A 13248-nucleotide genomic window follows, 5' to 3' on the forward strand; every position below is an offset into this window, starting at 1 on the left:
CTACCGGCGAGCGCGCCCACTGGTGGTGGTATGACCCCTTCCAACCCCAACCACCACCGACCAACAACTAGCCCCGCACCGCATCGACACCCAAACACGTTGGGACATCAAGGAATTCGATCATGTTGCCCGGCGGCCTAGCGCGTCGTGGACCGGCTGTCATGACACACTGAGCTCAATGGTGGCCGTCGACTATCCGTACGTTTGCTGGCGTCGGTTTGCGTTGGCGCGATTGCAGACTCCCAATATCCGGCATCCGGGCATACCCGGAGTTTCGCGAGCAGGGCAGCGCCCCTTGCCAATCGATCCAGTCGCCCTCGGCTAATTGATTTAGGGCGAATAGCTTCACTTAACACCTCGCTTGTGTGCGATTCTTTGACCAGTACGCGTGGCAGTTGTGCGGAACGGCGGAGGAAAAGGCTCGGATTGGTCAACGAATTCCTGGGGGTGTCGGCGAGCGGAGAGGGAGGATTTGTGGTGCGGAGAGACGACGATAGCTGGGATCTGACCAGCCATGTCGGCGCGACCGCAACGCTGGTGGCCGCGGGCCGCGCCAGGGCTACCAATTCGGCCGAACCGTTGATCGAGGACCCGTTCGCAGAGCCGTTGGTCCGCGCGGTGGGCATCGAATTCCTCATCAGATGGGCCACCGGAGAGCTCCGCGCTTCCGACGTCGACGATCCCGAAGCGGCGTGGGGTCTACAGCGAATGACCACCGAGTTGGTGGCCCGCACTCGCTACTTCGATCGGTTCCTCGCGGACGCCACAGCCACCGGGATCCGCCAGGCGGTGATCCTGGCGGCCGGGCTTGACGCGCGCGGCTATCGACTGTCGTGGCCCCCCGGGATGACGGTGTATGAGATCGATCAACCGGACGTGCTGCAATTCAAGGCCGAAACCTTGGCGCGGCTGGGTGCCGAACCGACGGCACGTCTGCGGATGGTGCAGGCCGACCTGCGTCACGACTGGCCGGCCGCGCTGCTGCGTAGCGGATTCGAGCCGGCGCAACCGACCGCCTGGATGGCCGAAGGACTGTTCGGTTATCTGCCCCCGGAAGCCCAGGATCGGTTGCTGGACAACGTCACCAATCTCAGCGCGCCGGGAAGCCAGATGGCCATGGAGACGTTCGTGGGGTCGTCGGATCTGGACTCCGAGCGGGTCGAAGAGATCATCCGCAGTGCGACTCGCACCTGGCGCGACCATGGATTCCATCTAGACATCTGGTCGCTGAACTATTCCGGGGCCCGCAGCGACGTTTCCGACTACCTCGACAACCACGGGTGGCGATCGGTGGGGACCACGGCCGCGCAGCTGCTGGCCGATCACGACCTGCCCGCGATGCCTGGCAATCACGCCGCGCCTTCCGACAAGCCCAGCTACTACATTTCGGTTCTCGCGTGATACACGCGACTTAGAGGACAGCAGGATGCGAATTCTGGCGGTAACGCGCGCGCACAATGCCGGGGATACCTTGGCCGATACCTTGGACTCGCTGGCCACCTTCAGCGACGAGATCTACGCGATCGACGACCGCAGCATCGACGACACCGCCGCGATTCTCGCGAACCACCCCGCGGTCACCAATGTTGTTCGCGCCCGGGTGGATCTACCGTCCACACCCTGGTTGATCCCCGAGTCCACCGGCCTGGAGCTCCTGTACCGGATGGCCGATTTCTGTCGCCCGGACTGGCTGGTGATGGTCGACGCCGACTGGGTTTTCCAGATCGACGTCGACATCCGTGAGGTGCTTGCGCGCACGCCGGACGACGTGGCGGCTTTGATGTGCCCGATGGTTTCCCGCTGGGATGATCCCGAATATCCGGACATGGTGCCGGTGATGGGCACCGCCGAGGCGCTGCGCGGGCCGTTTTGGCGTTGGTACCCGGGTCTGTATGCGGGCTCCAAGTTGATGCACAATTCGCACTGGCCGGCCAACATCACCGACCACGGTCGGATAGGGCAGCTGGACGGAATCCGCTTGACGCACAACGGCTGGTCGACGCTGGAGGAACGGATCGCGCGAGTCAAGCACTACATGCGGCTGGATCCGGATTTTCGGCACAACTTCGGTGTGGCCTATGACCGATCCCTGCTGTTCGGTTACGCACTCGACGAGGTCGACCTCCTCAAAGCGGACTACCAGCGGCGGATGCGCGGCGACTTCGACCGGACCGAACCGGGGGCACGTCTGCCGATCGAGGCGGAGCCACGCGCGATCGGCCGCGGATACGGGCCCCGCGCGGACGGTTTCCATCCCGGAGTCGACTTCGCCGCTGACCCCGGAAGCCCGATCTACGCCGTCATATCCGGAACTGCGTGCTGCGCAGGCGAAGTCGATCACCTTTGCTCGGTGACCATCTCGAACGGCGATACCAAAATCCGTTACGTGTTTCGGCCCGGTGACGCCACGCAAATCGCAGTCGGTGATCGAATAAGTGCGGGAACCCGGATCGGCAGCATCGGTGCGGAAGACCAATCAACAGACGGTTACCTGCATTTCGAGACGCGAGTTCGGCACGCACACGTCAATCCGCTGCGCTTTCTGGGCAACATGGGCCTGCGGCCCTGGCCGCCACCGGGACGGATGCGCGCGGTATCGGGCAACTACCCGCCCGCCACACCGTGCACAATCACCGCCGACGGGTAATCTCGGGCGACCTCAACACAGCGCGTTGGGCCGCCTCGACGCGTTCCAGCAGACTGCGGCCGGCCCGGATCGTCGAACGGACCTCCTGCAGCAGTTTGGCGGGATGCTGCAGGTCCATGTCGTGCAGTCCTTCGTAGCGGTCGATGCCGAAGCCCACCGTCTCGATACCAATTCCGAACGGCAGGGTCAGAGTTCGCAGCGCGTCAAAGTTCTGATAGGGGACGAAGGGCTGACCGGTCACCAGTAGGCAACTCGATTGCTGCATATCCAGTGTCCGCGCGGTGAAGGTGAAGGTATCCGCGGAGGTGGCGCGGCGGTTGTTCGGGTCCGGCGACGGTGCCTCGATCAATGTGATGGGCAGCCCGAGGTCATTGCTGTGTTCGCCGAAGCGCCAGACCATCCGGCCCCGATGCGGGTCGCCGTCCCGCTGCCGCCCATGCCGTACCACTTCGCGAGTATCCATCCCGAAGGCGTCGGCCGCAGCGGCCGCCAGCAGATCGAATTCGGTACGCGCGCCTGGCGCGCAGGACGCGACCGCGTCGTCTTCGGACGGCAACAGCCGCCGAGAAGCGGCGGCCAGCACGATATGACCGACGCGATTCTCGGCCGCCAGGTCCCGCGCCCACCGAGCCCGAAGCATGTTCGAGTAACGTCCGGTGCCGATCACCAGCATGTAGTCGAACGTTGTGTCAGTGGGCCACGATTCATCTGTAAGGCCCAGCTGTTGCGCCAACGTCGTGATCGTGTCCAGTTGCCCGTCCGGCAGGTCCAGACGGGGAATCATCCACCGTGCCCCGCCGTCGGCGTCTTGGCACCGCACCTGCTCCCCGCTCCGACGTGCCCTCGCCCGGCCCCGGTAATCCCATACTCCGCTGAAATCGTCCAGGGAGGCTAACCGGGCTGCCAGATGGGCGTGCCGCGGGAAGACTCCGCCGAACATCGCAACCAACTGCGCCAGCGAGTCATGCGCACTCCACGCGTCGACCTCCCGGCGCAGCGACGCCAAAAACTCACTCCCGAATTCGCCGCCACGCATCGACACCTCAGCCGGACTGTTCACTTGAGTTCCCTGCTCCGCAAACACGCCATCACACCCAGCCATTTGTGAAATGCAAACTTTCACCAGCCTAATGCGGCGAGCTGGGCAAGACGCGCCTTTTCCGGAGATCCGTAATCGCGGGGCTCATAGGGGAGACAAGACGCCGCTGATCCCGTCTTGTTCGTAGGTGTATTGCGGCTGGTCCTTCGCCCATTGGATATAGCGGTCGATGCCTTCCCAGATACCGACTTCGGGCTTGAATCCGATGCTTTTAGCGAGTTCGATGTTGGCCGGGAAGCGAGCAACTTCGCCGGCGCGTGCTTCGCGACGTTCGATCGTGGCGTCGAACTTCCCGGCGATGTACTCGACGATGTCCTTCACCCGGGTGTTTTTGCCGCTTGCGAAATTGATCGCCTGTCCACGAAGCGCGGTGTTTTGCAATACAAGGTTGTATGCACGGACGATATCGCTGACGTACAGATAGTCGCGTGTTGCCGAACCGTCGCCGAAGATCGTGAGGTTTTCGCCGTTGATGGCCTGACGGACGAGTCGTGGAATCAGCGCACCGAATCGTCCGGTTTTCTGGCGCACCCCGAAGATGTTGAATGGCCGAACGATCGTGACGTCAAGGCCATAGGAGCGGAAGTAGGAGTAGCACAACCGATCGGCCGCAGCCTTGGAGGCGCCGTAGGGGCTGTTCGGTTTGAGCTCCGCCCTCTCGTCAAGAAGCTCGCCCTCCTGCAGATGGTGTCCGTCGCCGTACACTTCGCAGGTTGACACGTAGATCAACCGGTTCTTGTAGCGCCTTACCGCCTCGAGCACACGGTAGGTACCCATGACGTTTGTTTCGAGAAAGCTCTCTGGATCACCGAGAGACTGGTCGACGTTGATATTGGCGGCCAGATGAAAAACGACGTGGTGCTCGCGCACCGCGCGATGGACCGTTTCTCCATCGGTCACCGAACCCGAGATAAAGGCCGCTCGCTCGTGCGAATGAAAGTCATTCGTGTTTCGGGTCGCGCTCTTCGATGACGTATTCAGGACAGTGACCCAATGCCCATCGGCCAGTAACGACTCGCACAGATGGCTTCCCTGAAAGCCTGCGCCCCCCGTGACAAGTATTTCCATCTGGTTCGCCCCTCGCGTGCTATCCGTAATGCGTGAGCCTAATCGATGCTCGCGGGCCAAGTGGGCGATCCGACTTGATAGCAGATGCTCTTATGTTCAGGCAAGAAGTTCGTTGGTTGTTCTGCCGGGTTCGCGGACGGCGTGGTAAACTCCGCCGGCGATGTAGCGCTTGACGCAGCGCATTATTTCGCTTTTGATTTTGCCTTCGCCCAGGCGGCGGACGACTCCCGCCACTACGGCATTCGGGTGCGATGCCTCTTGTCGTGTGACGGCACGCCGTTGACCCCGCCGATGGATTCGGCGTAGCTGCCGACCGCGAACCCGACGCCAGAACCCATGATCGCCAACGCGTCGGGGTTGACGTTGTCGACGGTGTCCCGCGGGCCCTGGAAGTTCGGGTCGAACGGCGCACCGGCCTGGCCGCCCCACAATCGGGCCTGCACGGTGGTTTTCGTCTGCGAGGCACCGGTCGTCAGGCCCCCGATCGGCACGCCCGCGACCAGGAAGGGGTGATAGTCAGCCCGGGTGTCCAGCGGCATGTCCGCGGCGCGCTTGCCGGCGAGGTTCAGATAGCCGGCCAGGGTGCGTTCGATGCCGGCCGAGCCTTCGGGGACGTCCGCGGCGGAGACGCCGTGTCCGGGCGGGCCGGACTGATCGCCGTCGTCGGTGAAGAAGCCGGGGTTGGGCGAGCCCAGCATGGTGAAGTTCAGATACAGCGCGATGTCGTTGAGCTGGTCACGATCCATGCCGAACACGTAATCCATGACCCCGCCCCGGCCGTCCTCCCCGGCGCCCCAGAACACGAACCGAACGGCGTTGTTCACCGGGGCCAGTGGGCCCAGCTGCAGCGCCGTTTCCAGCACCGCGGCCACCCCGGATCCGTTGTCGTTGATGCCGGGCCCGGCACGGGGGCCGTCGAGCTGCGCACCCACCACGACGACCTCATGGGGTGACCCGGTCTTGGTCTGCGCCAAGACATTCCGGGACGTGATCTTGGTGTTCACCGCATCGAGCACCAGGCGTATCGGTGCGGTCGCACCGGCCAGGGCCGCGGCGCCGTAGGGGTTGACGACGGCGACCGGCACGGTCAGCTGCTTGAAGTAACCGGGGCTGAACAGCGTGGCCGGGGCGCCCCGACCGTTGGGGGCGCTCAGCACGATCAGCGCGCTCGCCCCCTTGGCCAGCGCGCTGTTCTGTTTGTCGACCACCGAGCAGCGGGTGTCGTCGACGACGGCGATCGCGCCCTTGGGCATCACGGCCGGGTAGTCGTGGGCTGCGCAACCCGACGGCTGCGTCGGCCGGATCGCTTGCGCCGTCAGGCCGCCGGGCGGTGTCTGCACCAGCAGCGAGGCCTGGTCGACGGGATAGGTGCGGCCCCCGACCGTCAGCGACGGCTTACCCATGGACACGGTGTAGAGCCGGTCGAACTGCGGTGTCTGCACGTCGAAACCCTTGTCCCGCAATGCCTTGGCCACGTAGCCCACGCTGGCGTTGAAGCCTGGCGTGCCGTCCGCGCGGTTGCCACCGTTGGCGTGGGCAATGTCCTGCAGGGCGCGCAGGTGGGTGACTATGCCCTCGCCGGTGATCTTTTTGGCGAGGCCGTGTCCGAGATCGGGTGTCGCGGTGGGCAGGCCGGGCCGCGTCGACGAACAACCCGCCACGAGCACGATGCTCAGCAACAGCGCTGCGCGCAGGCGGGAAATCATGACTTGGCGAGAACGTGCCGGGTGCGGTCTTCCATGGCGGGGACGCCGTTGTGTCCGCTGAGGTCTTGAGCGTAAAGCCCAAGCGCGTAGGCCACCCCGCCGCCGTTGATTCCCAGCGCGGCGCGGTCGATGTGATCGAGGGTGTCGCCCTTTTGGTGGTAGTTGGGGTCGAACGGTTGGTCGGCCGTCCCGCCCCACAGCTTGGCCTGATCCGCGGACATCTTCCCCTCGGCGCCCGAGAACAGGCCGCCGGCGGGGATCCCCGCCAGGGTGAATCCGTCGTAGTCGGACCGGCCGTCGAACGAGGTGTCCTGTGCGGTCTTGCCGGCCGACTTCAGGTAGGCAACCAGCGTGCGCTCGATGCCGGCCGATCCCTCGGGAACCACCGGTTTGCCGCGCGCGTCCATGGACAGCGATTGGTCCCCGTCGTAGGTGAAATAGCCGGGGTTCGGCGATGCCAGCATGTCGAAGTTGAGGTACAGCGCAATGTTTTTGAGCGCGGCCAAGTCCAGCGACTCGACGTAGTTCCGCGACCCGATGAGCCCGAGCTCCTCCGCACCCCAGAAGCCGAATCGCAGCCTGTTGTGTACCGCCGGCGAACTTCCCAGCCGCACAGCGGTTTCCAGTACCGCGGCCACTCCCGATCCGTTGTCGTTGATCCCCGGGCCCTCGGGCACGCTGTCCAGGTGCGCCCCCGCCATCACCACGTTGGCGTCCGATCCGGTTTTGGTCTGCGCGATCACGTTGCGGGCCTTGAAGCTTTGCGCGCTGGCATCGAGCTTGATCGTGGTGGGTCCCGGCTGACCGCGCAACTGCACCCCGGTGGATTTCGTCACGCTGATCACCGGGATCTTCACCTCGGTAGTCGGCCCGAGCGTGCCGCCCATCTGTTCTTCGTCGACGTTGTCGGCGATGATCATCGCCGCGGCTCCCCGCTGCGCCGCGACGTCTTCCTTCTGAGCGAACGGGCAGGTGCCGCGATCGACGAGCACCACCGCGCCCCGTACGGGGAGATCGCCGTAGTCGGGGCCGGCGCACCCCAAGCCGTTCGCCGGTGGGGCGAGAAGGGGCCCGCTCACCCCGCCCGGCGGGGTTCCGAGGCTGAAGTCCAGCGCACGCGCCTCCACCGGCCTGCCGCCGACGGTCACCTCCGGCTTCTCGGCGTGAAACACTCGAGCCGAGAACTCCGGCGTTTGAACGTCAAATCCGCTGTTGCGCAAGGTATTCACCACGTAGTCGACGCTGGCCTCGTAACCGGGGGTGCCCACCGCCCGAGTGCCATTGTTGGCGTTGGCAATGTCTTGCAGCCTGGACAGGTGGGCCATCATCGCGTCGGTCGTCACCTTGGCGCGCAACGCGGACGCGAACTCGGCCGCGCCCGTCTGCTGCTGGCCGGACCGGTGGGAGCAACCGGTCAAGAATGCGGTCAGGGCGATCACGGCGAGCGCCGCCGGCAACGTCGTGAGTTTGTTCACCATCGCGCCCCAGGTTAGACCGCGGCCCAAGCGGCCGGGATCAGGACACGTCGGGATCAGACATACAGCGCAGTGAAGGGCGCAAAGGGGATGTTGCGCACCACGAACCACGCCAGCACCAATGAGAGCGTCACGACGGCGGCCCAGCGACGATGTTGCCAACTGCGGACCCGCCGCCCCACCAGGTGCCCGTAGGTCCAGGCCAGGTACGCCCACACCAACAGCACCGCCGCCGCCAGGCCGAGCGCGTTGAACCTGGCGGCCGCCAACAGATTGCCGTGCATGAGGCAATACAGCATGCGCAGGCTGCCGCAGCCGGGACAATCGATCCCCAACAACGCCTTGGTGGGGCATACCGGCAGCGGGCCGTTCGGGGTGGTCGGGTCAGCCGCCCAGATAGCGGCGCACATCAACGTCGTGGATGCGGCCACCACCAGTGGTGCACCCAGGCCCGCGTGCGCCGCCCCCCGGCGGGTCACCATCATCGAGACCCGGGCTTAGAACATCGCGGTGAGCGCCGCGTTGGTGTCCGTGTTCAGCGCGCCGACCGACATCAAGATGACGTAGATGATGCCGACGACGATGCCGATGGCCGCCGACCAGATCACCCATTTCTTGGCGCTCTCAGCCGACGCCTGCGCCTCGGCGTAGCGACCCTGCGCCCACAACCCGTTGACCTGGCTGGATTTGACGATCGCCACGATCCCGAACGGAAGACAGCAGAACAGGGTCACCAGAATCGACCACACCAGATAGTTATTCGGCGCTTGGGCGGCCGGCTGCTGCGGCGGGTAACCGGGAGGCGGCGGCGGGTAACCGGGAGGCGGGGGCGGCGGTTGTGTCATGGATTCTCCAGTCAAAAGAAGTTAGCTGGCGTAAAGCGGTGCTAACCATACCCGCTCAGCGTCCCGTCGGCACTAGCAATGAAAAAATCTGCTCCGCACAACGGCGTCCGCGACCCCTCGGCGGCACCAGCGTATCGGCGCGGACACCCGATTATGGGCCCGTCTCAACATCATTCGGGATCCACCACGGTCAAACGCGCGCGGCCGCCATTGCCCTGGGCCTTTGCAGCTGGGGCCCGAAAACGATTCCCACACAGATAATTGCCGCCGGAACGTGTTGCATTACCACGACATATCCCTACTATCCGTGTTAGCAGCGGCCGTTAAGGAGCCATTCATGTCTGATTTCAGCAACGCGCTGAAGGCGGCGATGGCAACGGCGCTCACGGGCGGGTTCGCGTTAGCGGGCAGCGTCACCGCTGCCGCGGACCCCGCCGGCACCGGCAGCTCGTCGGACGTCAACGCGCTCGCGGCCTCGCTGTCAAAGGGCTACGGCCTGAACAACTGCGCCGCCCAGAACATCGACCGCGGCAGGCAACTGGCCGTACTCACGTGCGGACAAAGCCCCGACCCGAAAGGACCGGCGCAGGCCAAGTACGTCCTGTTCACCAATGCCGACAACTTGGCCACCGCGTTCAGGGCCACCATCAAGGAGAACGTCCTGACGCCGTGCGGGGACGCCAACCAGTCGCCGTCCAGCTGGCACAAGGACGGGTCGAGCGGCAGCGCCGGACAGGCGGCGTGCGGCACATACCAAAACGCCGCCGAGATCATCTGGACGACCGACGCCAAAAGCACGCTGAGCTACCTGCGGGCGTCCAACACCGACGTCAATGCGCTCTACCGGTGGTGGCGCGCCAACGGCTGACGTCGCCGCCGCGGACCACCCTCACCGGGCAACGAAATACGTTCACCCCTCTTCATTTCCATCAACCGCAGGGAGTCAAAATGTCACATCTGATCACCGCGCTGCGCGTCGTGTCGGCCGCAGCCTTCACAGGCGGATTGGTTTTCGCGGGCGGCGCCACCGCACTCGCAGAACCCAACACCGGCAGCGCGACAGACATGAACGCGCTGGCCGCTTCGCTGTCGAAGGGCTACGGCCTGAACAACTGCAAGCCACAAGAGCTGACCGAAACCGGTGAACTGGCCGAACTTCTTTGCGGGCAAAGCCCCGACTCGAACGGACCCGGTTCCGCCGTCTACGCGCTCTTCTCCAACAGCACGAACCTGGGCTCGGCCTTCAGTTCCACCATCAAGGATGTGTCCCTGGCCGCGTGCGGGGACGCCGGGCAGTCACCGGGGACGTGGAAGCAGGACGGCCAGACCGGCGGGCAGATCGCGTGCGGCACGTACAAGAACTACGCGACGTTGACCTGGACGACCGACGCCAAAAACGTGTTGGGTCACCTGACCTCGTCCAACTCCGACGTCAACGCGCTCTACCAGTGGTGGCGCACGAACGGCTGACGTTTACAGTTGAGCCGCAAGCAGATCCGCCACCGCGCACATCCCGGCGGGATTCGGGTGCAACGGTGCGGGGCGACCCGGTAGCGGAACACCGTAGCGCGCCGGCAGCGTCGTCCAGGGCTCGGCCGACCAGGCGTGGTGTTCGCGGCTGGCCGCCGCGGCGCGGATGATTCCGCAGCCGGTTGCCGTCGCCGCGTCGGCCGTCATCCTCGCCAGGGTCGCGGCCACGTGCCGGCCCAGGTCGGCGTCCGCGGGCGACAGCGGTGCGGCAGGCACGCCCGCAGGCGGCAACATCGTCAGGTAGTCGACGAAGAAGATCCGCGCCCCGGCGGATCGCTGACGCACCGCACGGCCGACCGCACACAGCTTTTCGAACACCGCGTCAAGGGCCTGATTTCGCGCGTCACCATCGAGCAGTTCGGAGATACGGTCGCCCAGTAGCGGCAGTCGCCGCAGCGGGCGCGGCAGCGAGGCCGCCATCAACAGCGGAACGTAGCCGACGTCGTTGCCGCCGATGGTGATCGTGACCAGACTCTCTGAGCCGTCCAGCGCGTCGATTTGCGGTGGCGCGCCGCGTTGACGCTCGGCGAGCACGTTCGCGGTGGTCGCCCCGGAGAAGGTGACGTCGACCAAGTCGTAGTCGTATCGCCCGGCGATCAGGTGCGCATAGTTGCGCGCCGACCGGCCCGACCACCGCGGGGCCCCTCGGGCACGTGGCCGGATGCCGGGACCGGCAGCCATCGAACTGCCCAGCGCGACATAACGTTTCATCTGTCGGGGCTCGAGGCCTGCGCCCAGAACCGTCTCGGGATCCGCCCGGCCCGACGGGCCAGATAGCCGGCGGTGACGGCGGCCGACATCGCAGCGGCCATCGCCGCGGGATCGGCGGCCCGGGTCACCGCGGACGCCAACAGCACGGCATCGCAACCCAATTCCATCGCCAGCGCGGCGTCGCTGGCGGTGCCGATGCCGGCGTCGAGCACCACCGGAACGTGGGCCCCTCCGACGATCATCTCGATGTTGTGTGGATTGATGATGCCCAGCCCGGTCCCGATCGGTGAGCCCAGCGGCATGACCGCCGCGCACCCGGCGTCCTCGAGGCGACGCGCCAAGACCGGGTCATCGTTGGTGTAGGGCAGGACGACGAACCCGTCATCAACCAATTGTTCTGCGGCCCGCACCAATTCGACCGCATCGGGCAGCAGCGTGCGTTCGTCGGCGATCACCTCGAGTTTGACCCAGTTGGTGTTCAATGCCTCGCGCGCCAACTGCGCGGTGAGCACCGCCTCGGCCGCGCCGCGGCATCCGGCGGTGTTGGGCAGCGGCGTGATGCCCAGCCGGTTGAGCAGATCGAGCAACCCGGTGCCGCCCTCGGCGTCGACCCTGCGGATCGCGACGGTGGTCAGTTCGGTGCCTGACGCGACCAGCGCCTCTTCCAGCACCGCCAGATTGCTCGCTCCCCCGGTCCCCATGATGAGCCGCGAGGCGAAGCTGCGGTCCGCGATCGTCAACTTTGAGTCAGCCACCTTGCACCGCCGTCACTACCTCGAGCCGAGCTCCGTCGAAAAGCTCTGTCGCCCATCGCGATCGCGGCAGTACCGCGTCGTCCATCGCCACGGCGACGCCGCGTCCGCCGAAGCCCAGGGAGTCCAGCAGCGCGGACACCGTGGTGTGCGCCTCGACGTCGACCTTTTTCTCGTTGACCACGACAATCATTGGCGCCACTCCTCCTCATCGCTTCGCCCTGCATCGTCGCAGCGCGGATCATTGGCGCCACTCCTCATCGCTGTGCTCCCACCGGTGCCAGTTCGGAAACGATCTGTTCGGCCGTCCAGGGCGCCAGTAGGAAACCCGACCGGCCGTGGCCGGCGGCTACCAGTGTGCGCGCGTCCAGGCGATGCACCAACGGCAGATTGTCGGGCGTCATCGGGCGCAGCCCGGCGCCGCACTCGGCCAGCTCGTATTCCCCCAGCGCCGGCAGCACCGCGCACGCGTCGTCGAGAAGGTCCCGCACCCCGGAGACGACCGGGGCGGTGTCGCGCCCGTGTTCGTACTGGGTGGCGCCGACCACCACCCCGTCGGCGCGCGGAACCAGGTAGACCTGCCGGCCGTGCACGCGGGCGCGAATAACCCGCTGCGGCAACGGCATACAGCCCTTCCTCCACCGCAGTCGCAGCACTTCGCCCTTCACCGGGCGCACCGGCAGGCCGGGCCACAATGCCGGTGCGTCGATGCCGTTGGCGATCACCACCGCGTCGGCCTCGACGTCCGACAGGTCGTGCACCGGCGGCTCCCACCGCACCCCGAGACGCTCGCACTCCGCCTCCAGCGCGTCGAGCACCGCGCGGTTGTCCACGGCCAGCTCGGTGGGTGCCCGAAAGCCGTGCCGGATGCCCTGCGCCAGTAGGGGTTCGACGTCACGGGCGGCCGATTCCCAGACCACCGGGTGTCCCTGCGCGGACAACCAGTCCGCGACGGTGCGCAGATCGGCGGCGTCGGCGCGGTCGACGGCCACCACCAGCGATTCGCGGGCGGTCACCACCTGCGCCGGCAGGCCGTCTAGGAAACCTCCCTCGCGCCACAACCGCAGCGACACCAGGCCCAGCCGCAACAGCCGCTCTTCGCCGGGCCAGCCCTCGCTGTGCGGCGCCAGCATGCCGCCGGCGACCCAGGATGCGCCCCGCTCCCCGCTGCGGTGCACCCGCACCGACCAGCCGGCTTGGGCGGCGCGGCGCGCCACCGCCAGCCCGATGACGCCGCCGCCGATGACGGCCAGCGACCCCAGCGGTGGGCCCGAGGGCATCCCGGTCATTGTCGAGCCTCCCTTCGCCGGCATGATCCGGATCAGGTGTGACGGTAAGGGCAGGTCCTTGCGGCTGCGCCCACTCTCAGCCCCGCTCCTGGGACTCCCGTGTCTGGTAGTTCTCTGCGCTCCACG

The 13248-nt window shown here is 66.1% G+C and carries 14 protein-coding genes and 1 riboswitch; of the genes, 4 read left to right on the top strand and 10 right to left on the bottom strand.

Translation table 11 applies throughout. From position 1 onward, the window contains the following. Window positions 1-474 precede the first annotated feature (474 nt). Both A5775_RS01635 and A5775_RS01640 read left to right on the top strand, forming a co-directional pair. Window positions 475-1401, top strand: a complete 927-nt coding sequence (locus A5775_RS01635) for a class I SAM-dependent methyltransferase (protein WP_067246498.1) — start codon at window positions 475-477, stop codon at window positions 1399-1401. A 25-nt stretch (window positions 1402-1426) separates the two neighbouring features. Continuing rightward, on the top strand, window positions 1427-2647 hold the full coding sequence (locus A5775_RS01640) for a peptidoglycan DD-metalloendopeptidase family protein (protein WP_067246371.1): 1221 nt from the start codon (window positions 1427-1429) through the stop codon (window positions 2645-2647). Here the strand turns inward: A5775_RS01640 and A5775_RS01645 are convergent. The 6 genes from A5775_RS01645 to A5775_RS01670 all read right to left on the bottom strand — a co-directional run bounded on the left by A5775_RS01645 (window position 2631) and on the right by A5775_RS01670 (window position 8840). After that, window positions 2631-3683, bottom strand: a complete 1053-nt coding sequence (locus A5775_RS01645; protein ID WP_231995096.1) for a hypothetical protein — start codon at window positions 3681-3683, stop codon at window positions 2631-2633. The two genes, A5775_RS01640 and A5775_RS01645, sit on opposite strands and share 17 nt — an antisense overlap. Window positions 3684-3830: 147 nt before the next feature. Then, window positions 3831-4814: an NAD-dependent epimerase/dehydratase family protein gene (locus A5775_RS01650; RefSeq protein WP_067246377.1), complete on the bottom strand. Its 984-nt coding sequence runs from the start codon at window positions 4812-4814 to the stop codon at window positions 3831-3833. Between the two features lie 233 nt (window positions 4815-5047). After that, a complete protein-coding gene (locus A5775_RS01655; RefSeq protein WP_067246380.1) occupies window positions 5048-6520 on the bottom strand; it encodes a M28 family peptidase in 1473 nt (490 codons plus the stop codon). Next, window positions 6517-7998, bottom strand: coding sequence for a M28 family metallopeptidase (locus A5775_RS01660; RefSeq protein ID WP_067246384.1), 1482 nt, complete (start codon window positions 7996-7998; stop codon window positions 6517-6519). The genes A5775_RS01655 and A5775_RS01660 overlap by 4 nt, the downstream gene beginning before the upstream one ends. A 53-nt stretch (window positions 7999-8051) precedes the next feature. Further along, complete coding sequence (locus tag A5775_RS01665) at window positions 8052-8477, bottom strand: DUF2752 domain-containing protein (protein ID WP_067246387.1); 426 nt, start codon at window positions 8475-8477, stop codon at window positions 8052-8054. Window positions 8478-8492: 15 nt separating this feature from the next. Further along, on the bottom strand, window positions 8493-8840 hold the full coding sequence (locus A5775_RS01670) for a CD225/dispanin family protein (protein ID WP_067246390.1): 348 nt from the start codon (window positions 8838-8840) through the stop codon (window positions 8493-8495). 337 nt (window positions 8841-9177) lie between these two features. On the opposite strand from A5775_RS01670, the gene A5775_RS01675 reads away from it, so the two are divergent. Next, complete coding sequence (locus A5775_RS01675; protein ID WP_067246395.1) at window positions 9178-9708, top strand: serine/threonine protein kinase; 531 nt, start codon at window positions 9178-9180, stop codon at window positions 9706-9708. A gap of 80 nt (window positions 9709-9788) precedes the next feature. Next, on the top strand, window positions 9789-10310 hold the full coding sequence (locus tag A5775_RS01680) for a serine/threonine protein kinase (RefSeq protein WP_067246503.1): 522 nt from the start codon (window positions 9789-9791) through the stop codon (window positions 10308-10310). A 3-nt stretch (window positions 10311-10313) separates the two neighbouring features. On the opposite strand, the gene A5775_RS01685 is transcribed toward A5775_RS01680, so the two are convergent. From A5775_RS01685 to thiO, 4 genes are all read right to left on the bottom strand, one after another. Further along, entirely contained in the window at window positions 10314-11081 is a 768-nt protein-coding gene (locus tag A5775_RS01685; RefSeq protein ID WP_067246398.1) for an SGNH/GDSL hydrolase family protein, read from the bottom strand. Continuing rightward, window positions 11078-11836 carry a thiazole synthase gene (locus A5775_RS01690; RefSeq protein WP_067246402.1) on the bottom strand — a complete coding sequence of 253 codons (759 nt, stop codon included), beginning with the start codon at window positions 11834-11836 and terminating at the stop codon, window positions 11078-11080. The genes A5775_RS01685 and A5775_RS01690 overlap by 4 nt, the downstream gene beginning before the upstream one ends. Next, window positions 11829-12026 carry a sulfur carrier protein ThiS gene (thiS, locus tag A5775_RS01695; RefSeq protein ID WP_067246407.1) on the bottom strand — a complete coding sequence of 66 codons (198 nt, stop codon included), beginning with the start codon at window positions 12024-12026 and terminating at the stop codon, window positions 11829-11831. Before thiS ends, A5775_RS01690 begins: the two co-directional genes overlap by 8 nt. A 64-nt stretch (window positions 12027-12090) precedes the next feature. After that, window positions 12091-13113 (bottom strand): glycine oxidase ThiO, encoded by a 1023-nt coding sequence (gene thiO / locus A5775_RS01700; protein WP_067246506.1) that lies wholly within the window; start codon window positions 13111-13113, stop codon window positions 12091-12093. A 1-nt stretch (window position 13114) separates the two neighbouring features. Further along, window positions 13115-13233, bottom strand: a riboswitch (TPP riboswitch). Between the last annotated feature and the right edge of the window lie 15 nt (window positions 13234-13248).

Origin of the sequence: Mycobacterium sp. 852002-10029_SCH5224772 (genome assembly GCF_001667315.1) — a bacterium.
GTDB lineage: Bacteria > Actinomycetota > Actinomycetes > Mycobacteriales > Mycobacteriaceae > Mycobacterium.

Excerpts from the sequence above, each read along its gene's own strand:
- A5775_RS01640 (WP_067246371.1), top strand. The coding sequence starts at position 1,427 with ATGCGAATTCTGGCGGTAACGCGCGCGCACAATGCCGGGGATACCTTG.
- A5775_RS01645 (WP_231995096.1), bottom strand. The coding sequence starts at position 3,683 with ATGCGTGGCGGCGAATTCGGGAGTGAGTTTTTGGCGTCGCTGCGCCGG.
- A5775_RS01650 (WP_067246377.1), bottom strand. The coding sequence starts at position 4,814 with ATGGAAATACTTGTCACGGGGGGCGCAGGCTTTCAGGGAAGCCATCTG.
- A5775_RS01655 (WP_067246380.1), bottom strand. The coding sequence starts at position 6,520 with ATGATTTCCCGCCTGCGCGCAGCGCTGTTGCTGAGCATCGTGCTCGTG.
- A5775_RS01660 (WP_067246384.1), bottom strand. The coding sequence starts at position 7,998 with ATGGTGAACAAACTCACGACGTTGCCGGCGGCGCTCGCCGTGATCGCC.
- A5775_RS01665 (WP_067246387.1), bottom strand. The coding sequence starts at position 8,477 with ATGGTGACCCGCCGGGGGGCGGCGCACGCGGGCCTGGGTGCACCACTG.
- A5775_RS01670 (WP_067246390.1), bottom strand. The coding sequence starts at position 8,840 with ATGACACAACCGCCGCCCCCGCCTCCCGGTTACCCGCCGCCGCCTCCC.
- A5775_RS01675 (WP_067246395.1), top strand. The coding sequence starts at position 9,178 with ATGTCTGATTTCAGCAACGCGCTGAAGGCGGCGATGGCAACGGCGCTC.
- A5775_RS01680 (WP_067246503.1), top strand. The coding sequence starts at position 9,789 with ATGTCACATCTGATCACCGCGCTGCGCGTCGTGTCGGCCGCAGCCTTC.
- A5775_RS01685 (WP_067246398.1), bottom strand. The coding sequence starts at position 11,081 with ATGAAACGTTATGTCGCGCTGGGCAGTTCGATGGCTGCCGGTCCCGGC.
- thiS (WP_067246407.1), bottom strand. The coding sequence starts at position 12,026 with ATGATTGTCGTGGTCAACGAGAAAAAGGTCGACGTCGAGGCGCACACC.
- thiO (WP_067246506.1), bottom strand. The coding sequence starts at position 13,113 with ATGCCCTCGGGCCCACCGCTGGGGTCGCTGGCCGTCATCGGCGGCGGC.